Genomic DNA, 19,553 nt, shown 5'->3' on the forward strand with positions numbered 1-19,553 from the left:
CGGTCCTCAGCCCTTGACCGAGCCCAGCATGATGCCGGAGACGAAGTAGCGCTGCACGAAGGGATAGACGCAGAGGATCGGGATGAGCACCAGCAGCATCGTCACCGACTGGATGTTGGCGTTGATGGCGTTGACGGTCGAGCCCGAGGCGGCGGCGCCCTCCGAGGTCGCCGTCGAGGCGCCGGCGATGAGGTTGCGCAGGAACAGGGTCACCGGGAACAGGTCGCTGCGGTCCATGTACAGGAAGGCGCTGAACCAGTCGTTCCAGTACTGGACGGAGTAGAACAGGACCATCGTCGCGATGACCGCCTTGGACAGCGGCAGCACGATCCGGAAGAAGATCCCGAACCAGGACAGGCCGTCGATCTGCGCGGCCTCCTCGAGCTCCCCGGGGAGGTTCTCGAAGAACGCCTTCATCACCAGCAGGTTGAAGACGGACAGCGCCGGCGGCAGGATCACCGCCCACATCGTGTTCTTCATCCCCAGCGAGGAGATGAGGACGTAGTTGGGGACGATGCCGCCGTTGAAGAACATCGTGAACACGGCGATGCCGACCAGCAGCCCCCGCCCGCGCAGATGCCGCTTCGAGAGGACGTAGGCGTAGGTCGTCGTGAGCACCATCGCGATGGTGGTGCCGATGACCGTGTACAGCACGGTGTTCCCGTAGCTGCGCCAGAACGAGCCGTTCTGGGCCACCGCCTTGTAGGTGTCGACGTTGAAGTCGACGGGCAGCAGGTTCACCTTGCCGGCGTTGATCGCCCCGGCGGAGCTGAAGGACTGCGCCAGCAGCATGATGAACGGGTAGAGCATGATCGCGCAGATGACCAGCAGCGCGAGGATGTTGACCACGGCGAAGACCCGGTAGGACACCGAATCCTTCACGCGGGTGCTGCGCGGCGCGGGCGCCGGGGCGCCGCGCTCGGACTGGAATGCTTCGATCACCACAGGCTCGTCCCCACCAATCGCCGCGAGATGTAGTTCGCCGCCATCACCATGCCGAATCCGATCAGCGCCTGGAACAGCCCGATGGCCGCCGCGTAGCTCAGGTTGTTGGACATGAGGCCCACGCGGTACAGGTAGGTGGAGATGACGTCCGCCGTCGGGTATGTCAGCGGGTTGTACAGGAGCAGCACCTTCTCGAACCCGACGTTCAGGAACGTGCCGATGTTCAGGATGAGCAGGGTGACCATCGTCGGGCGGATGCCCGGCAGGGTCACGTGCCAGGTCTGCTGGAGGCGGTTCGCCCCGTCGATGCGCGCCGCCTCGTAGAGGGAGTCGTCCACCGCGGTGAGCGCCGCGAGGTACAGGATGGTCCCCCAGCCGACGGTCTGCCAGGCCTCCGAGGCCACGTAGATGAACCGGAACCATTCGGGGCGCTGGGTGAACGCGACCGCGTCGCCGCCGAAGGAGGTGACGATCTGGTTGACCGTCCCCTGCAGCGACAGCAGCTGGAAGACCATGCCCACCACGATCACCACCGACAGGAAGTGCGGCAGGTAGGTGATCGACTGGACGATGCGCTTGAAGTGGCGCACCCGCAGCTCGTTGAGCATGAGCGCGAGGATGATCGGCAGCGGGAAGCAGACCGCGAGGGTCATCGCGCCGATGATCGCGGTGTTCGCGAACACCTTCCAGAAGGCCGGGTCGCTGATGAACATCTCCACGTAGAAGGTGCCCACCCATTCGTCGCCGAAGATGCTTCCGCCGGGGCGGAACCGGCGGAACGCGATCGCGTTGCCGAGCATCGGCAGGTACCGGAAGATGCCCAGGAAGATCAGCGGCAGCACCGCCAGGGCGTACAGGGGCCAGTCCCGCTGCAGCGCCCGCTTCCAGGCGGCGCGGCGGCGGGCCGGATCGATCCCCGCCGGGGCGGGGCTCGGTGCGGGCGCGGGCGCCGTGCTGCTGCGCGGGGCCTCGAGCTGGGTCATGCGGGCCTCCTCCTCGCGAGGGATTCCACGGCGATCAGCCGACCGTCTCGGCGAAGCGGTCGCGGGCGCCGTTGATGAGGTCGACGTACTTCTGCAGACCGGCGGCCTCGAGCTCGCCCAGGAAGGCATCCCACTCGGCGATGTCGCGGTCCCCCATGATGAACTGCAGCGTCGCGGTGTCCACGGCGTCCTTCAGCGGAGTCGCCATGAGGGAGGACTGCTCGAGCTCGGCCTCGTCCAGCGGCGCCGGCGGGTAGGGATCGCGCGGGGTGCGGGTGGTGAGGACGTCGTCGATGTACTGGATGGAGGCGGGGGTGCTGTAGGACTCCTTGAGCGCCCGGGACTCGGTGGACTCCGCCGGGAAGGTGGAGAAGCCCAGGTCGATCTTGATGTCCGTGCCGGCGCCCGTGTTGATGTCGAAGTCGTCCAGGGAGTAGCCGTCCATCAGCGCGATGGTGCCGTCCTCGGCCTTGGTGTAGGTCTCGTCCTGGACGCCCCAGCGCAGCATCTCGCGGGCGTCGGGGTTGTAGTAGAGCCAGTCGAGGAACTGGATCGTCGCCAGGAAGTTCTCCGAGCCGGTGATCGAGGAGCTGAGCATGAAGCCGTGCCAGAAGTTGCGCGGCTCGACGTTGCTGCCGGCCGGGCCGGTGGGCGGCGGCACGAGGCCGACGTCGTGCTTGCCCGCGCCGACGGTCTCGTCCAGAGCCTGGGCGAACTCGATGGCCGTGCCGGAGGAGCCCGACGCCGCGAAGCAGAGCTCCTGGGCGAACTTCTCGCTGACATCGGCCGCGCCGGAGCCGTCGTTCGAGGCGGTGAAGGACTCCTTGTCCAGCAGCCCGTCGGCCACCAGGGAGCGGAAGTACTCCACGAGCTGCTTGTAGCCCTCGGTGGTGGGGGCGTAGGCGAGCTTGCCGTCCTCCCCCTCGACCAGCCCGTTGCCGAAGCCCCAGCCGGCCTTGGTGCCGAAGGCGTGGGAGGCGAAGTTGAGCATGGACTGGCCCTCGAAGCCGTCCGCCAGCGGGGTCGAGTCCGGGTACTGCTCCTTGATCGCGAGCAGCGCCTCGCGCAGCTCGTCCCAGCTGTCCGGGATCCCGCCGGCGACCGCCTCGAAGACGTCCTTGCGCAGCACGAGGCTGAACACGGGGACGGAGACCTCCTGCAGGCCCGGCAGCATGTACGCCTTGCCGTCGGCCTGGCGGATGTTGTCGATCATCTCCGTGAGGCCCCACTCCTGGACGTACTTCTGGAAGTTGGGCATGTGCTCGATGTAGTCGCTCATCGGCACCACCGCGCCGGAGGACACGAACGGGGCGTCCTCGCCGGTGTACACCAGCGGGATCACGGTGGGGGCGTCCCCGGCGCTGATGAGCAGGTTGCGCTTCTCGGTGGCGTCACTGAAGGGCAGATGGGTCAGCGTGATGTCGACGTTCGTGAGCTCCTTGATGCGCTCGAAGATGCGCCAGCTGTCCTTCACGGGGACGTCGGGCCAGTCGGTCCACAGCATCGAGACCTCGAAGGGCTCGCTCGCGGTGAACTGCGTGTCGGCGGCGAATCCCTCCATCGCCCCGACGTTCTGGGTGCTCACGTCCACGGGCTCGTCGCTCGAGCCGCTGGAGCACGCCGTCATGGCGACCGTCGCGAAGGCCGCGGCGGAGAGCCCCACGAAGCTGCGGCGGCCGGTGATGAAGGGCGGGATGTTCGATGTCGTCATTGCCATCTCCTGTTCAGGACGAGCGCCGGGCAGCGGTGCCGGCAGCCGGTCGGATCACGACGGGACTGGGGTGCGCGCCGGGGAGGACCCCGAGCGCGCGTGCCCTCCCCCAGCGGTGGAGGAGGACGGTGCGGAGGAGGATCAGGCGTTCCGCCCCCGCGGCAGGACCTGCAGCCCCGGGCACCATCGCCGGAACCGCGAGCCGATACTTTCCTTAAAGTTTCGGTGCGGAACAAACGTAGCGCCCCGGAACCCGGTCGTCAAGCGATCTCGAGCAGTCGGACGCGCCGGCATCCAGAGACGCTCCATGAGGCGTAGACCTGCAGGAATGGCGTCCGCAGCGACGCCGGCTCCGGCGCAGGGGTGCCACGACATCGGGTCTCGATCCGGCAACGTCAGCCTGAAAGATTTCGTTCTGCACGGGAAAGCGCCTTCTTCGGACGGTGCGCGCTGCCCCGCCCTCCGGTCCCGCGGGGCGCGGCGTCGATCGGGATCGGGGCCGGGCCGGGGTGACGAGGGGCAGGGGCCGGGTGACGCGGGCCGGGCCGGGGTGACGCGGAGCCGGGGCCGAGAGACGCGGGCCGGGCCGGGGCCGGGCGACGAGGGCCGGGCCGGGCGATGCGGGTCCGCGGGTCCGCGGGTCAGCGGGTCCGCGGGTCCGCGGGTCCGCGGGGTCAGCCCAGGGTGACCGTGGCCGACGGCGCGGCGCCGTCCAGCTGCGCCTCGGCCGCTCCCCCGAGGGCCTCGACCCGGTAGCCGCCGGCGAATCCCCGGAAGCGCAGCACGCCCTCGGCGTCGGTGCGCACGGTGACCGGGTCCCGCCACCACTGCCCGCGGATCAGCCCGCGCAGCGCCTCGTAGGACGGCTTGGGCGTGCCGTCCCGGCGCACCAGGCCCGCCGGCGCGCCCAGCCAGGCCCCCTCGTCGCCGAGGCCCCAGTAGGTCAGCGACTCGACCTGCGGGTGCGCGAGGACGGTGCGGTAGTGGCGCACCAGCTCGTCCGCCTGGCGCGCCTCGCCCTCGGGGGTGGAGGGCCAGTCCGGGACCTGGTGGTCGTTGAGGTCCTCGATGTGCGCGGGCATGAGGTCGCCGGAGACGAGGGTGGTCTCGGTGAGCTCGAGGGGCAGGCCGAAGCGGGAGAACCTCTCGAGGATCTCGTGGATCTGCTCCTCGCCGCGGTAGCCCTGGTGCATGTGGGTCTGCAGGCCGATCGCGTCGATCGGCACCCCGAGCCCCAGCAGCTCCTCGATGACCTCCTCGAAGCGCGGGGTGAGGTCGAAGTCGTTGAGCACCAGGCGGGCGGCGGGGTCGGCCTGCCGGGCGGTCTCGAAGGCCATCGCCACGACGTGCGCCCGGCCGCGGGCCCGGGCCAGGCGGGTGACGGCGTTCTCCTCCGCGGTGAAGCGCGGGAGGATGACCGTCTCGTTGATGACGTCCCATTCGTCGACGGCGCCGGCGAACTCGCCGGCCTCGCGGCGGATCCGGGCGCGGATGGTGCGCTCGACCTCGTCGTCGTCGAGGTCGAGCAGCCAGGGCGGGGCGAGGGTGTGCCACAGCAGGGGGTGGCCCTTGACGCGCCGCCCGTGCTCGCGCAGCCAGCGGACCGTCCGCCAGGCCTGCGCCGCCCCGGTGCTCCCGGGGTCGGGCTCGTACCAGCGCCAGTAGAACGGGACGGTGCCCATGGAGAACAGGTCCAGCCACAGCTCGTCCAGGCCGGGCGCGTCGGCGGTCGCGTCGGCGGCGTCCGGGCTCGTCGGATCGGCATCGGCCGCGGAGGCGGCATCGGCCCCCGGGCCCTCGCCGGGCGCACCGGGCATCCCGAAGGCGATGCAGCCGAAGCCGAAGGCGTGGGAGCGCTGCTCCAGACGCACCTCGACCTCCGCGGCGGGGGCGCCGTCGGGCCGCCGCACCAGCAGCGCGAGGTCGTGCACCCGGCCCTCCGGACCGGTCGGCCCGGGGATCGCGGAGGTCACGCGGGGGCTCCGACCTGGGCCGCGGGAGCGGTGCGCCGGACGGCGACGGGGGTCTCCAGGACCCGCGGGACGTCCTCGATGTCGCGCACGGCGCCCTCGATGCGGAACGAGCCCTCCAGGGTGCGGTCCTCGCTGGAGGCGCCCAGGCGCACCACGAGCTCGCCGGGCTCGACGATGCGCCGCAGCGTCGGGCCGGTGAAGGAGGTGCGGTCGGCGTGGAGGCGGAAGGAGACCTCGGCGCTCTCCCCGGCCGCGAGCGCGATCTTGGAGAAGCCGACCAGGCGCTTGAGCGGCCGGACCACGCTGGCGACGGGGTCGCTGAGGTACAGCTGGACGACCTCCTTGCCATCGCGGTCGGAGGTGTTGGTGACGCGGGCGCTGATCTCGACCTCGCCGTCGGGCGCGATCACCGTCTCGGAGATCCGCAGGTCGGAGTAGGCGAAGCGGGAGTAGGAGAGGCCGAACCCGAAGGGGTACAGCGGCTTGGGGTCGAGGTTGGAGATGCCGTCGCTCTCCCACGCGAGCACGGGCGCGAGGTAGGTGCCGGGCTGGCCGCCCACGTGCGCGGGGATGCCGATGGGCAGGCGGCCCGAGGGGTTCACGCGGCCCGAGAGCACGCCGGCGATCGCGCCGCCGCCCTCCTCGCCGGGCATGAAGGCCTGCACGATCGCGGCGCAGCGCTCGGCGTAGGCGCCCAGCGCGTAGGGGCGGCCGGTGACCAGCACCAGCACCACCGGGGTGCCGGTGGCCAGGACCGCCTCGACCAGCTCGCCCTGCACGCCGGGCAGGGACAGGTCCACGACGTCGCAGCCCTCGCCGGAGGTGCCGGCGCCGAACAGGCCGGCCTTGTCGCCGACGGCGACCACGGCGACGTCGGCCGCGCGGGCGGCGCGCACGGCGTCCTCGATGCCGGAGCGGTCCTCGCCGGTGAAGTCGGTGCCGCGCACCGTCTCCAGGGCGGCGTCCGGCAGCTCGGCGGCGAGCGCCTCGGCGAGGCTCGGTACGGGCACCGAGGTGCCGGCGTCGGCGAGGCGCGAGAGGACATGGTTGGTGAAGCTGTAGCAGCCCAGGAAGCTGCGCGGCTCGGTGGCGCTGGGGCCGAGGAGGGCGATCCGGCCGTGCCCGGCCAGGGGCAGGGCGCCGTCCTCGTCGCGCAGCAGGACGATCGACTCCTCGGCGAGGGTGCGGGCCAGGGCCCGGTTCTCCGCGGTGTCGAGGTCGATCGCGGCTCCGTCGCGGGTGATGTCGAAGCCGGCGTCCAGCAGGCCCAGCTCGACCTTCTGGCGCAGCACGCGGCGCACGGCGGTGTCGAGCACCTCGACCTCGAGCTCGCCGTCGGCGATCGCGGCGGGCAGCTCGTCGAAGCAGTTGGTCTCGGGCAGCTCGACGTCCATGCCGGCGCGCAGGGTGGTGATCGCGGCCTCGCGGGGGCTGCCGACCACGCGGTGCATCGACTCCAGGAAGTTCACGGCCCAGTAGTCGGAGACGACGGTGCCCTCGAAGCCCCAGCGGCCGCGCAGCAGGTCGGTCATGAGCTCGCGGGACGCCGCCGGCGGCACCCCGTCGATGTCGGCGTAGGAGTTCATCACGGCGCCGGCTCCGCCCAGGCGCACGGCCATCTCGAAGGGCACCAGGTCGATGTCGGCCAGCTCGCGGCGGCCGATGGAGACCGGCGCGTGGTTGCGCCCGGCGCGCGAGGCGGCGTGGCCGGCGAAGTGCTTGAGGGTCGCGATGACGCCCGATTCCTGCAGGCCCTGCACGTAGGCGGTGGAGAGGGCGCCGATGAGGAAGGGGTCCTCGCCCATCGTCTCCTCGATCCGGCCCCAGCGGAGGTCGCGCACCACGTCGAGCACGGGCGAGAGGCCCATGTGGGTGCCCAGCGCCCGCATGTCCGCGCCGATGCGGCGGGCCATCTCGTGGACGAGGTCCGGGGAGAAGGCCGCACCCCAGGCGATGGCGGCGGGGTAGGTGGTGGCGCGGTGCGCCATGAGGCCGGTCAGGCACTCCTCGTGGGCGATCGCGGGGATGCCGTGGCGGGAGGAGGAGACGACGACCTTCTGCAGGGCCCGCAGGTGCTCGATCCCCTCGGCGACCTCGAAGGGAGAGCTGCCGAAGGCGCGGGTGATGTGGCCGAGGCCGTCCCGGGAGGCGTCCTCGAAGGGGTCGCGCCCCTCGTCGAAGGTGGACTGCATGGGGGCGAAGCTGCCGGCGTCGCCCAGCTCCGGGCGCTTCCAGTAGCTGCCGAGCTGGGCGACCTTCTCCGCGACGGTCATGTCCGCCAGGAGCGCCTCGACACGCTCGGACACGGGGCGTGCCGGGTCGTTCCAGATGGGGGTCATGGTTCCTCCGCTCACGGGCGGGACCTCCGGGCCCGGCGCACGTCGACGGCGACGCGGCCACAGCGGCCTGAAAGTCCATCGTTCTTCCCGAATAGTTTCGCTGGATCTACCGTAGTGCTCACGCCTTCAGCGGTCAATCCCCGAGGCCGGTGGGCCAGCACACGCTCGAAAGTTTCACGTCGCCGCCGCTCCGCTCCCGCTCACCTGCCACGCCCGGGCGACCTCGCACGCCGCGGCGAGCCCGGGAGGACGCCGCGAGCGGGCGACGGGGTGCGGCATCCCGCGCGCGCCGGGCTTGACGGAATCGATGTGAACGTTGACACTCGGAGAACTCCTGCTCACGCGTCCCGCTGGAGGACCGCCCCGCCCGGAAGGCCCGCCCCATGACCTCGCTCCCGCGCCGCCCGTCCATGACGGACGTCGCCGACCGTGCCGGGGTCTCGTACCAGACCGTCTCGCGCGTCCTGAACGACCCGCACCGCGTCAAGCCCGCGACCCGCGAGCGGGTGCAGGCCGCCATCGAGGAGCTCGGCTTCACCCGCAACCGCGCCGCGCGCGCCCTGCGCACCACGCGGTCCCGGATCATCGGTGTGCTCACCGACGGCTCCTCGCTGTACGGGCCGGCGACCACGCTCAGCGCGGTGGAGGCCGCCGCCCACGAGGCCGGGTACACGACCCTGCTGGCCTCGGTCGGCCCCCACGGCGCCTCCGGCGAGCGCACCGGGCGGGAGCTGCTGGAGAGCGGCGCCGACGGCATCATCGTCATCGCCCCGCACGAGGGCATGGTCCCGGCCCTCGAGGCGATCGCCCGCACCACCCCGATCGTCTCGGTCACCGCCGGCGCCCCCGCCATCCCCGGGGCGACCATGGTCACCGTGGACCAGGCCCGCGGCGCCCGCAGCGTCGTCGAGCACCTGGCCGAGGCGGGCTGCCGCTCCGTCGTCCACCTGCAGGGACCCCCGTCCTGGTTCGACGCCCGCGGCCGCCGGGCCGGCTTCGTCGAGGCGGTCGACCAGCTGGGCCTGGACGCGGAGATCACCGAGCCCGGCGACTGGTCCCCCGGCTCCGGCGCCCGCATCGCCGAGGCGCTGCTGCGCGGCCCCCTGCCCGATGCGGTCTTCGCCGCCAACGACCACATGGCGCTCGGGCTGCTGCACGTGCTCCATGCCCGCGGGGTGCGCGTGCCGGAGCAGGTCGCCGTGGTCGGCTTCGACGACATCAGCGGCGCCGCCTACTTCACCCCCTCGCTCAGCACGGTGCGCCAGCCCTTCGACCGCCTCGGCCAGGCCGCCGTCGCCCGGCTGATCTCCGGCCTCGGCCCCGCCCCCGAGGAGGCCGCGCCGGCCGCCGCGCCGTCCGGCCTCGCGGCGGATCTCGCCCCGGAGCTCATCGTGCGACGCTCCTCGTCGCTCACCGCCCCGGCGACGACGGACGAGCCGCCCGTCAGCTGACCGAGCCGTCTGCTGACCGAGCTCCGGCTCCGCTGTTTTCGAGCCCCAGAGGCCCGCTCCCCCGGATGCGGCGGACACGAACGGCCGTCTCAGAGCCTCGAGCCAGGCAATCACCTGGCTCGAGGCTCTGAGGCAGCCGTTCGTGCACAGGGCCACCGCCGCACGGCAGACGGGCACCCCACGGCAGGCGGGGCCGGGCAGGGTCGGGCACGCCGGGCCGGCAGGGCAGGGCTGGTCAGTCGCCGCCGCGCAGCAGGGGCGGGTTCAGCACGGTGCCCTCGCCGGCGGCGAAGAGGCGCGCGGGGCGGCCGCCGGTGCCGTCGGTCTGCGTGCCGAGGTCGACGACGAATCCCGGGGAGCGGGTGGCCTTGCGGTGGAAGTTGCCGGGATCCAGGCTCGTCCCCCAGACGCTCTCGTAGACCCCGCGCAGCTGCGAGATGGTGAACTCGGGCGGCAGGAACGACGTGGCCAGGGTCGTGTACTCGAGCTTCGCGCGGGCGCGCTCGACGGCGGTCCCGAGGATCTCGGCGTGGTCGAAGGCCAGGGCGGCGGGGTCGATGTCGGTGAGGTTCCAGAAGCGGGCATCGGCCGCACCGGGGCCGAACACCGGGTCCGGCAGATCCGCGCCGAGGGCCATGAACGCGACCGAGATGACCCGTCCGCGCGGGTCGCGGCCCGCATCGCCGAAGGTGCGCAGCTGCTCGAGGTAGGTGTGCTCGCGGCCCAGGGAGGCCTCGCTCTGCAGCACCCGATGCGCCGCGGCGAGCAGGTCCTCCTCGAGCTGGACGAAGCCGCCCGGCAGCGCCCAGGTCCCGGCATAGGGCTCGTCCTCGCGCTGCACGAGCAGCACGCTGAGCCTCCCCTGCCGCAGGGTGAGCACGACGAGGTCGACGGCGACGTTGATGGGAGCGGCGGCGGCATCCATGCGGTCACCCTAACCCGGGGATTGTCAGGATGACGTGAAGTGCGGTCAGGTCTCCACGATCCGGACATTCCGGCCCGCCGGCACCCGTGAGGGACCGGGGCCGGGTCCGGGCGCGGGGGCGCCCCCGGGGCGCTCAGGGAGCGGGGAGCGTGATGACGCTGAACGACCACGCGGGCACGGCCATCTCGAGCCGGCCTCTCCCGTGGAGGCTCTCGACGCCGATCGGGTGCGGCCAGGCCTCGAAGGGCGCCCCCTCGTCCGGGTCGGGGCCGGCGAGGATCTCGGCAGTCCCGGTCACCGGCCCGTCCCACGACGTGGTGATCTCCAGCGGGCGCTGCTGCGCCGTGGCGTTGACGACCTTGAGGATCCGCGTCCCGTCCTCGCGGGCCACGGCGCCGACGACGACGAGCTCGTCGGGATCGCCCCGGTCCTGCACGTCGTGCGCGAGCTCCCCGTCGATCCACACGCGCAGCCGCACGGAGCCGGCGACGAGCTCGGCGCGGACCCGGACATGCCGCGGCACGCCGGTCGCGAACCCGCGCAGCGGCGTCGGCCCGTCGATCTCGTCGCCGATGCCGTCGTCGGAGCGCCCCACGACGCTCGTCCGGTTCTGCCAGCCTCCGAGCTGCACCGTGTAGTGGGTGGTGCCCGCGGGACCGCCCAGATGGATCTCGGCGCCCTGCGCGCCCTCGATGCGGGTCAGCTGGACCGAGATCTCGCACGCATCCGCGCCCCAGCCGGGCAGCGCGATCTCCTCGCCGTCCGCCGCGGTGACCTGGTCGGGGTGGGTGATGCCGTCCACGGCGATCTCGCTCCACCGCACCCGGTTCCCCGGGCTGCGCAGGCGCACCGATCGCGCATCCGGCACGCCGCGGACCCGGGGTGCGGCGCCGGTGACCTCGAGCCCGCAGACGTGCTCGCCCCGGGCGTGGGAGAACATGCGCTGGACGTGGTAGCTCGCGGAGGGGCGGACCTCGGTGTCGGTGAAGTAGATCAGATCGGGCGTCCACTGCGTGTGGCCGACCCGGGCCAGGAGGGGCGCGTAGGAGGCCAGCCGCACGACGTCGGAGTTGCGCTCCATCCCGATCATCCCGGCGGCCTCCGCGAGCGCCGAGCGCAGCCGGGACGTCCTCGCCGCGTACTCGCCGACGTAGACGGCGGGACCGGACCGGTCGTAGGTGTCGAACCGGCGGGTGTTCTGGTGGAACCAGTGGGGCGTGCGGTAGCCGTGCTCGTCCACGATGGCGACGTCCTCCTCGCGGGCGAACGTCCAGCCGTCCTCGAAGTCGGTGCCGAACGGGTTGGGGCCCGCGGTGCCGATCACCGTGATCTCGGGATGCTCGGCGCGCAGCGCGGCGTGGATCTGGTGGAAGCGGTCCCGGAAGTCCGCGGTGATCTGGTCCTCGTTGCCGACCCCGAGATAGCGCAGGCCGAACGGCTCGGGGTGGCCGAGCGCGGTGCGGACCGCGCCCCAGCGGGTCTCTGCCCCGCCGTTGGCGAACTCGACCAGGTCCAGGACGTCGCGGATGTACTCGGGCATCTCGTCCTGCGGGATGGCCCGGGGCCCTCCCGGCAGGTTCTGGCAGCAGACCCCGGCGGGGACGATCGGCATCGGGGTCGCCCCGAGCTGCTCGCACAGCAGGAAGTACTCCAGGTAGCCGATGGACATCGACTGGTGGTACCCCCAGGTGTTCCGCAGGTGCCGGCGCTCATGCCGGGGCCCCAGCGTGGTCTTCCAGTGGTACATGTTCTCCAGGCCGAGGCCGTGCGCCACGCAGCCGCCCGGGAAGCGCACGAAGGAGGGCTTCAGTTCGGCCAGCGCCGCGACCAGGTCGGGCCGGAAGGTCCGGGGCCGGCCGGTCCCGGGGTCGATCGGCCGCAGGCTCACCACGTCGAGGTCGGCCGTGCCCCGGGCGAGCTCGAGGGCCAGCGCGGCGTCCTCGACGTCGGCCGGCAGCTCGAGCCGCGTCTGGAGGAACGTCCATTCCCGGGCGGGGGCGTCGAGGGCGAGGGAGGTGCGCGCGATCTCGCGATCGCCGCGGGTCAGGCGCACGGTCAGCGACGCGGCGGCCTCGTCGACCCGCCGGAGGGCGAGCTCGAGCAGGTGGGGGCCGGCGCCGAGGGTCATCCCGTCGTACCCGTGGTTCGTGATCGATGCGGCGGTCCGCTCGCCGTGCAGCCGCACGTGGGTCGCGGTGGCCGGGTCGACGGGGTCGGCGGAGCGGACGGTGACGGAGCCCTGCGCGGTCCACGCGGTGAGCGGGCCCCAGCCCGGGCGATCCTCCGGGCTGTACTCGAACTGCCCGTTCTGGACGACGTCGGCGTTCAGCCCGCCGTCCAGGGCGTCGTTGATGTCCTCGAGGAAGATCCCCCAGAGGTCGGGGCTCGCACGGCGGCCGGTGGGCTCTCCGAGGGCGATGTGCAGGGCCGGGGTGTGCGGGGTCATCGGGCTCCGTCGGGGATCGTGGGGCGGCGCGGGCTCGTCGTCCGGCGGGTCGGGAGCACCAATGTATCGATAAATGGCCGTCCGTCAAGAGCCCTCGGCGACGGCGCGGCACCGGGCGCGGCGCCGCGGATCCCTCACCCCTCGATCCGGATCCCCAGGTGGGCGGCGAACAGCTCGGCGAGCTCGACGGCGCGGCCGCGGTCCAGCGTCGCCCCGCGCAGGCCGGAGAGGTCGTCGACCGCCTCCACCTGCAGGCCGCGCAGGTCCACGTCCTGCAGCCGGGACTGCGCCACGTCGAGGCGGTCAGCCCGGCACCCCTCGAAGGCCACGCGCGCGGCCCTCGCCCCGCCCAGGTCCACCTCGACGAAGGTGCAGTCCTCGAAGAGGACGTTCTCCAGCTCGGCCCCGCGCAGGTTGATCCAGTCGATCTTGCAGCCCGTGAACCGCACCGAGCTCAGCGAGGACTCGTACACGTCCAGCGCACCGATCCGCGACCCGGTCACCTCCACATCGCGCAGGGTCGAGCGGGCCAGGTCCAGCACCGGGGCGTTCAGGCGCTCCAGACGCGTCTCCAGCACCCGGGATCCGCGCAGCACGGTCTCGTGGGCGGTGGCGGAGACCAGGGAGCACTCCGAGAGCACCAGGCCTGCGAGGTCCCGCCCGGAGAGGTCCGCGTCCTCCAGCAGGCGCCCCTCGAGGGCGGCGCCGGGCTCGAGGTCATCGGCCGCGGCGGGCTCGAGGTCCAGCAGGGTCACGCGGTCCAGGACCGGGGGCCTGGTGCGGGCGGAGCGTCTCATCGGGCCTTCTTCCTGTCGGTCCGGCTCGTCGCGGTCCGCGCGGCGGCCGAGGGGGCGCTCTGCCGCGCCCCGGAGCGGGTGCGGCGGACGGTGACATCGGGGGCGGCATCGGGCGCGGGATGCTCCTGGCGCCGCAGCAGCAGGGATTCGCGCAGGTAGGGCAGGGAGAACTCGACGTAGCCGCGGCCAGCGGGCTGGATCAGGTCGTCCTCGATGAGCCGGCGGCGGTACACGGACTGGTAGCCGTGGTCGCGGCCCAGGCGCCGGCCGATCTCCGCGGTGGAGCTGGGGCCCTCGTCCTCCAGCATCGCCTCGAGGTAGGCGAGCTTGCCCGCGGCGATGCCGCGCAGCGCCGGGCCGTGGACGTTCATGTGCATCTGGCGGATCGCGCTGTCGCGGGTGCGGCGCACGTCCTCGAGCGCGATCTCCGCCGCGCCCTGGCTGTTCTCCCAGGCCTGCGCCCCGACGTACTGGATGAGGTACGGGTAGCCGCAGGAGATCTCGCCGGCCACCACCGCGGCCTCCGGGCCGATGCTCCGGTCCGTCCCGGCGATGGTCAGGCGGATCGCCTCCGCGGCCGTGCCGACGTCGACCGCGCCCAGCTCGACGCGATGCGCGCGGCGCAGGAAGGTCGTCTTGCCCTGGGCCAGCAGCGCCTCGATGCCCGAGCGGATCCCCGCGCCGATGAACGCGACGGGCCGCCCGGTGCGCACGAGGTCCTGGTACAGCTGGGTGACGCCGGCCAGCTGGTCGAGGTCCACGGACTGCACCTCGTCCACGCTCAGCAGCAGCCCGCCGCCGCTCGCACCGGCCAGCTCCGCCAGCCGCGCGAGGGCGGTCGCCGTGCTCGGCCCGCCGGAGTACCGGTCCACGGTCTCGGTCCGCACGGAGCCGATGCTCGCGATGCCCGCCCCGGTCAGGCGCGTGCCCTCGGCGTCGGGATCGACCTCCCGCAGGCGCTCCAGCACCAGCTCGCGCAGCTCCTCCCCCAGCGAGGCGGCCGCGGTGTGCAGGCGCAGGACCTCCCAGCCCTGGTCCTGGGCGATCATCTCCATCTCCGTGAGCAGCACCGTCTTGCCGGTGCCGCGCGCGCCGGAGATCAGCGTGGAGCGCTGCTCGCTGCCGGGATGGTCCTCGAGGGCGTGCTCGAAGGCGTCCAGGGCGAAGCTGCGGCCGGCCAGGGCGATCGGCACGGCGCCGAAGGACGGCCGGAACGGGTTCTCCATGGCGACTCCAGGCGAGGGCGGGGCGGTGGGCACCCCCGATCGTGCCACGCGGCGCCGACGACCGGCGCGGCCGGCCGGCCGGGCGCGGGCTACCGGATGCCGGCGATGATGTCGTCGACGACCTTCTCGGCGATCGTCCGCACGGTCTCCGCGTCGGCGCCGCGCAGGGGGCCGCGGACCAGCAGCTCGGCGCAGCCGTGCACGGCCGACCAGCAGGAGAACTCGGCGCCGGGGCGCCGGGACGGGGACAGCACGCCGGTCTCGACGCAGTCGTCCAGGGCCGCCAGCAGCTCGAGGAACGGCGCGGCGTGGGCGGGGCCCTCGTCCGGCGGATCGCCGGCGCCGAGCAGCGCGGTGGCGAACCAGCCCGGCTCGGCGAGGGCGAAGTCGATGTATCCCAGGCCCACCCCGCGCAGCCGGTCCAGGGCGCGGGCGGCGGCATCGGCCGGTCCGTCGGAGCGCGCGCGCCGCTCCCGCATCGGCACCACCATGCGGGCCTGGACCTCGCGGGCGGCGGCCCGGAGGAGGGCCTCGCGGTCGCGGACGTGGCGGTAGGCGGCGGCCGGGGAGACCCCGACCCGCCGGGTGACCTCCCGCAGGGAGACGGCCGCGGGCCCGCCCTCGCGGGCGAGGTCCAGGGCGGTCTCGAGGAGGGCGGCGTGCAGGTCGCCGTGGTGGTACGGCCGGGACGGCTCCGCGGTGCTGTCCGAGGACATCTGCTCCTCCTCTCGCTCTTGACGGTGCGCGCGGCCGATCCTACGCTGGGAGCACGCCATGTGGACGGTGTTCACATGAGCGGACCCGCCGGTTCGCCGCAGGGCATCGCCGCCCCCGATCGCACCCCGGAGGTGCCCCATGTCCCCCGAAGCCACCGCCCTCCCGCCCGTGGTCGACGCCGCGACCTGGCGCCGCGAGCTCGACGCCCTGCGGGTGCGCGAGAAGGCCGCCACCCGCGAGCTCGACGCGATCGCCGCCCAGCGCCGCCGCCTGCCCATGGTGAAGATGCCCGACTACATGCTGACCTCGAAGGACGGCCCGGTGCGGCTGGTCGACCTGTTCGACGGCGCCTCCCAGCTGATCACCTACCACCACATGTGGAGCCCCGGGGCGCCGTGGCAGTGCGGCGGCTGCACTGGTTTCACCTCCCAGTACACGCGCCTGGAGTTCCTGCGCTCCTATGACGCCCGCTTCGTCGTCGTCACCCAGGGCGAGATCGACGAGGCCCTCGCCTACCGCGAGAAGGTCGGCAACGAGATGGAGTGGTACTCCACCGCCGGCAGCCCCTTCGGGGCCGATGTCGGCGCCGGGCCGGGCGAGGGCTTCGCGGTGAACGTCTTCCTGCGCGACGGCGAGGACGTCTACCGCACCTGGCACACCGACGGGCGCGGCACCGAGCAGATCTCGCACACCTTCCCCCTCATCGACCTCCTGCCCTGGGGCCGCCAGGAGGAATGGCAGGACTCCCCCGAGGGCTGGCCGCAGTCCGGCACCTACGAGGGATGGCTCGACTCCCCCGACATCGCGACGCTCTACGGAAGGACCCCCTCATGACCTCCCCGACCGCCCCCACCCGCGACCAGGAGCCGCGCCTGGTCGTCTCCCGCACCCTCGATGCCGCGCCCGAGGCCGTGTTCTCCCTGCTCACGGACCCCGCGCAGCACCATCGGCTGGAGCCGACGGACTGGGTCGGCGAGGCCCTGGACCCGCAGCAGGGGCCGATCACGGCCGAGGGCCAGGTCTTCGGGATCCGCATGTTCCACGTCAACGCCGGCGGCGAGTACCACATGCACAACCGCGTGATCGCCTACGTCCCGCAGCGCACCCTGGCCTGGGAGCCCGGGCAGTACGACGACTCCGGGGAGCTGGGGACCGGCGGCTGGACCTGGCGCTACGACCTCGAGCCCGCCGAGGGCGGGACCCGCGTGCAGATCACCTACGACTGGAGCGAGGTGCCCGATGCGATGCGCGAGCAGTTCGGGATCCCGCCCTTCGGGCCGGACTACCTCGAGCGGTCCCTCGCCTCGCTCGCCGAGGCGCTCGGGGAGGACGCGTAGGGCGATCCGGGCCGCGCGAGGCGCAGCACCGCGGCGAGGGCCACGGTGAGGATCCCCCACAGCCCGACCACCGGCGGCAGGGTCCCGGCCAGGCGGTACGCCGCGCCGAGGCTCGCCGGCGGGCCCTCGAGGGCAGCGCTCACCGCGACGGCGCCGAGCAGCAGCATCGGCAGGGACAGCCACCAGCCCACGCGCAGCATGCGCGGCGCCGGAGCCGTCGGCCCCGGTTCGCGCCCCCGCAGCCAGTGCACTCCGGCCACGCCGAGGAGGATCAGGCCGCCCAGCCCCGAGCCGTACTGGAGCACCTTGTAGCCCGGCAGCGGCCCCCACGGCCGGGCGAGGGCGGGGAGCAGGACCGTGCCGAAGCGGCCCTCGTGGGTGAAGCCGTCCCACAGGATGTGGCTCGCGATCCCGGCGGCGAGCCCCACCAGGACGAGCGCAGCGCCGCCGGCGGAGGGGAACGTCTCCCGCAGGGCCGCGGCCGGGCCGCGATCCCAGGTCCCCGGCAGCCGTGAGCCCAGGGCCCGGGGCGCGAGGGCGCGAGCGACCGGGCGCAGCAGCACCCGCCAGATCAGCAGCAGCGCGAGCGCGATCAGCACGGTCGCCGGGATCCAGCGCGGATCATGCGTCAGGGCGTAGTCCACGCCCGTGCCCCGGAGGAACATCGGCAGATCCGGCGCCATCGCCCCCACGGCGATGGCCGCCGCCAGCCCGGGACGACGGGCGAACGGCAGCGCGAGGACGGCGTGGCTCGGGGTGAACGGCATGGCGGGAACATATCCGTCCGCCCTGCGCACGCCCCGATGCCCGACGCCCCGCGGGGCGGCCCGCCGTCATGCTCAGGCCGGCACGAACTCCGAGCGCTGCGTGCCCAGGCCCTCGATGCCGATCTCCACGACGTCGCCCGCGGCGAGATAGGGGAACCGGCCCGACAGCGCGACGCCCTGCGGGGTGCCGGTGTTGATGAGGTCGCCGGGCGAGAGCACCATGTACTGCGAGAGATGGTGGACCAGCTGCGCGACGGTGAACACCATGTCGGCGGTGGTCGAGTCCTGGCGCCCCTCCCCGTTCACGGCGGACCACAGCCGCAGGGACTGCGGGTCGATCTCATCGGCCGGGACCAGGTCGGGGCCGACGGGGTTGAACGCCTCGGCGCACTTGCCCTTGGACCACTGGCCGCCGGACTGCTCGAGCTGGAAGTCCCGCTCGGAGACGTCGTGGCTGGTCACGTACCCCGCGATGACGTCGAGGGCGTCCTGCTCGGACTCCAGGTACTTCGCCTCGCGGCCGATGACCACGCCCAGCTCGACCTCCCAGTCCACCTTCGCGGCGCCGCGCGGGATCGGCACGGCGTCCTGCGGGCCGACCACGGTGTTCGGGTGCTTGAAGAAGATGATGGGCGTGGTGGGCGGCTCCGCCCCGGACTCCGCGGCGTGGGCCGCGTAGTTCTGGCCGATGCAGATGACGGCCGCGGGCCGGGCGATCGGGGAGCCGATGCGCTCGGACTCCGCGCCCTCCCACACGGGCAGCTCCCCCGCGGCGAGCTTCTCGCGCACATGGGCGATGCCGTCGGCGGCGAGGAAGTCCCCGTCGATGTCTCCGGTCAGGGAGTCCAGCCGATAGGTCACCCCGCCCTCGACGACGGCCGGCTTCTCGTGTCCGCGGGCACCGATTCGGCGCAGCTGCATGGGGTTCCTCCTCAGGATCGGCCCGATGATTCGAGGCGCGGTTCAAGCACCGCGGACCAGTCTGGCACGCGCGACCCTCCCTGTCTCCCGACAAGTCAGCCGGTGGGCACGGCAGAACGGCCCGGCGTCCCCCGTGCCCGCGCCCTCGCGGTGCACACTGAAGCTCCACCCGCCCCTCGATTCATCGGATGAATAGCGGTATCGTGCCGGGCGAGCCCACCGCCGATTCCCGCCGAGGAGATCCCATGACCGCACCGACCGACCCCGCCCTCGAGTTCGACGGGATCCGCGCGCTGGTCACCGGCGGCGGCGCCGGCATCGGCGCGGCGACCGCCACGGCGCTCATGTCCCGCGGCGCCCGCGTCGCGGTGCTGGACCTCGACCCCTCCGGCGCCCCCGACGGCGCCCTGCCGCTGCGCTGCGACCTCGGGGACACCGCCGCGGTCGAGGCGGCCGTCGAGGAGGCCGCCGCCCAGCTCGGCGGGATCGACGTGGTCATCAACAACGCCGGCATCGGCGCGCAGGGCGACGTGGCCGCGAACTCCGACGAGGAGTGGCTGCGGGTGCTGGACATCAACGTCCTCTCGGTCGCCCGGGTGACGCGGGCGGCGCTTCCGCATCTGCGCCGCTCGGAGTCCGCGGCCGTGGTGAACACGGCCTCGATCGCCTCCGCCCTGGGCCTTCCCGACCGCGTGCTCTACTCCGCCTCCAAGGGCGCCGTGCAGGCGATGACCCTGGCCATGGCGGCGGACTGGGTGCGCGAGGGCATCCGCGTGAACGCCGTCGTCCCGGGCACCGCCAACACGCCGTGGGTGGGCCGCCTGCTCGATGCGGCCGATGATCCCGCCGCCGAGCGCGCCGCCCTCGAGGCCCGCCAGCCCCACGGCCGCCTCGTCGAGCCCGAGGAGGTCGCCGAGGCCCACTGCTACCTCGCCTCCCCCCGCAACCGCTCGACCACCGGCGTCCTCCTGCCCATCGACGGCGGCATGACAGGCCTGCGCACCCGCCAGTGACC

16 protein-coding genes are annotated in these 19,553 nt (G+C 73.1%); 4 read left to right on the plus strand and 12 right to left on the minus strand.

Features of this window, described 5'->3' with window-relative positions:
* Positions 1 to 6: 6 nt before the first annotated feature.
* The 5 genes from BF93_RS15545 to BF93_RS15565 all read right to left on the minus strand — a co-directional run bounded on the left by BF93_RS15545 (position 7) and on the right by BF93_RS15565 (position 7,951).
* Positions 7 to 939: a carbohydrate ABC transporter permease gene (locus BF93_RS15545; protein ID WP_084148616.1), complete on the minus strand. Its 933-nt coding sequence runs from the start codon at positions 937 to 939 to the stop codon at positions 7 to 9.
* Positions 939 to 1,928 (minus strand): ABC transporter permease, encoded by a 990-nt coding sequence (locus BF93_RS15550; protein WP_038373900.1) that lies wholly within the window; start codon positions 1,926 to 1,928, stop codon positions 939 to 941. Before BF93_RS15550 ends, BF93_RS15545 begins: the two co-directional genes overlap by 1 nt.
* Positions 1,929 to 1,962: 34 nt before the next feature.
* Positions 1,963 to 3,639 carry an ABC transporter substrate-binding protein gene (locus BF93_RS15555; protein WP_051487058.1) on the minus strand — a complete coding sequence of 559 codons (1,677 nt, stop codon included), beginning with the start codon at positions 3,637 to 3,639 and terminating at the stop codon, positions 1,963 to 1,965.
* 674 nt (positions 3,640 to 4,313) lie between these two features.
* Complete coding sequence (locus tag BF93_RS15560; protein WP_038373902.1) at positions 4,314 to 5,612, minus strand: endo-1,4-beta-xylanase; 1,299 nt, start codon at positions 5,610 to 5,612, stop codon at positions 4,314 to 4,316.
* On the minus strand, positions 5,609 to 7,951 hold the full coding sequence (locus tag BF93_RS15565; protein ID WP_038373903.1) for a beta-glucosidase family protein: 2,343 nt from the start codon (positions 7,949 to 7,951) through the stop codon (positions 5,609 to 5,611). The genes BF93_RS15560 and BF93_RS15565 overlap by 4 nt, the downstream gene beginning before the upstream one ends.
* 383 nt (positions 7,952 to 8,334) lie before the next feature.
* Here BF93_RS15565 and BF93_RS15570 point away from each other — a divergent pair, with 383 nt between their 5' ends.
* On the plus strand, positions 8,335 to 9,402 hold the full coding sequence (locus BF93_RS15570) for a LacI family DNA-binding transcriptional regulator (protein ID WP_038373904.1): 1,068 nt from the start codon (positions 8,335 to 8,337) through the stop codon (positions 9,400 to 9,402).
* Positions 9,403 to 9,637: 235 nt separating this feature from the next.
* Here the strand turns inward: BF93_RS15570 and BF93_RS15575 are convergent, their stop codons facing one another.
* From BF93_RS15575 to BF93_RS15595, 5 genes are all read right to left on the minus strand, one after another.
* Complete coding sequence (locus BF93_RS15575) at positions 9,638 to 10,327, minus strand: NUDIX hydrolase (RefSeq protein WP_038373905.1); 690 nt, start codon at positions 10,325 to 10,327, stop codon at positions 9,638 to 9,640.
* Between the two features lie 133 nt (positions 10,328 to 10,460).
* The gene (locus BF93_RS15580; RefSeq protein ID WP_051487059.1) at positions 10,461 to 12,773 is read right to left on the minus strand and encodes an alpha-L-arabinofuranosidase C-terminal domain-containing protein; all 2,313 of its coding nucleotides are present in this window, start codon (positions 12,771 to 12,773) and stop codon (positions 10,461 to 10,463) included.
* A 134-nt stretch (positions 12,774 to 12,907) separates the two neighbouring features.
* Positions 12,908 to 13,570: a pentapeptide repeat-containing protein gene (locus BF93_RS15585; RefSeq protein WP_038373907.1), complete on the minus strand. Its 663-nt coding sequence runs from the start codon at positions 13,568 to 13,570 to the stop codon at positions 12,908 to 12,910.
* Positions 13,567 to 14,796 carry an ATP-binding protein gene (locus tag BF93_RS15590; RefSeq protein WP_084148610.1) on the minus strand — a complete coding sequence of 410 codons (1,230 nt, stop codon included), beginning with the start codon at positions 14,794 to 14,796 and terminating at the stop codon, positions 13,567 to 13,569. Before BF93_RS15590 ends, BF93_RS15585 begins: the two co-directional genes overlap by 4 nt.
* Before the next feature lie 89 nt (positions 14,797 to 14,885).
* Positions 14,886 to 15,512 carry a TetR/AcrR family transcriptional regulator gene (locus BF93_RS15595; RefSeq protein WP_038373909.1) on the minus strand — a complete coding sequence of 209 codons (627 nt, stop codon included), beginning with the start codon at positions 15,510 to 15,512 and terminating at the stop codon, positions 14,886 to 14,888.
* Between the two features lie 139 nt (positions 15,513 to 15,651).
* On the opposite strand from BF93_RS15595, the gene BF93_RS15600 reads away from it, so the two are divergent.
* Both BF93_RS15600 and BF93_RS15605 read left to right on the plus strand, forming a co-directional pair.
* The gene (locus tag BF93_RS15600) at positions 15,652 to 16,347 is read left to right on the plus strand and encodes a DUF899 domain-containing protein (RefSeq protein ID WP_038373910.1); all 696 of its coding nucleotides are present in this window, start codon (positions 15,652 to 15,654) and stop codon (positions 16,345 to 16,347) included.
* Entirely contained in the window at positions 16,344 to 16,850 is a 507-nt protein-coding gene (locus BF93_RS15605; protein WP_051487060.1) for an SRPBCC family protein, read from the plus strand. The genes BF93_RS15600 and BF93_RS15605 overlap by 4 nt, the downstream gene beginning before the upstream one ends.
* Here the strand turns inward: BF93_RS15605 and BF93_RS15610 are convergent.
* The gene (locus BF93_RS15610; RefSeq protein ID WP_084148611.1) at positions 16,796 to 17,617 is read right to left on the minus strand and encodes a DUF4184 family protein; all 822 of its coding nucleotides are present in this window, start codon (positions 17,615 to 17,617) and stop codon (positions 16,796 to 16,798) included. The two genes, BF93_RS15605 and BF93_RS15610, sit on opposite strands and share 55 nt — an antisense overlap.
* Positions 17,618 to 17,689: 72 nt before the next feature.
* The gene (locus tag BF93_RS15615) at positions 17,690 to 18,538 is read right to left on the minus strand and encodes a fumarylacetoacetate hydrolase family protein (protein ID WP_038373911.1); all 849 of its coding nucleotides are present in this window, start codon (positions 18,536 to 18,538) and stop codon (positions 17,690 to 17,692) included.
* A 245-nt stretch (positions 18,539 to 18,783) separates the two neighbouring features.
* Between BF93_RS15615 and BF93_RS15620 the strand changes: the two genes are divergently transcribed.
* Entirely contained in the window at positions 18,784 to 19,551 is a 768-nt protein-coding gene (locus tag BF93_RS15620) for an SDR family NAD(P)-dependent oxidoreductase (RefSeq protein WP_038373913.1), read from the plus strand.
* The last annotated feature ends 2 nt before the right edge of the window (positions 19,552 to 19,553 follow it).

This window comes from Brachybacterium phenoliresistens (assembly GCF_000576425.1).
GTDB lineage: Bacteria > Actinomycetota > Actinomycetes > Actinomycetales > Dermabacteraceae > Brachybacterium > Brachybacterium phenoliresistens.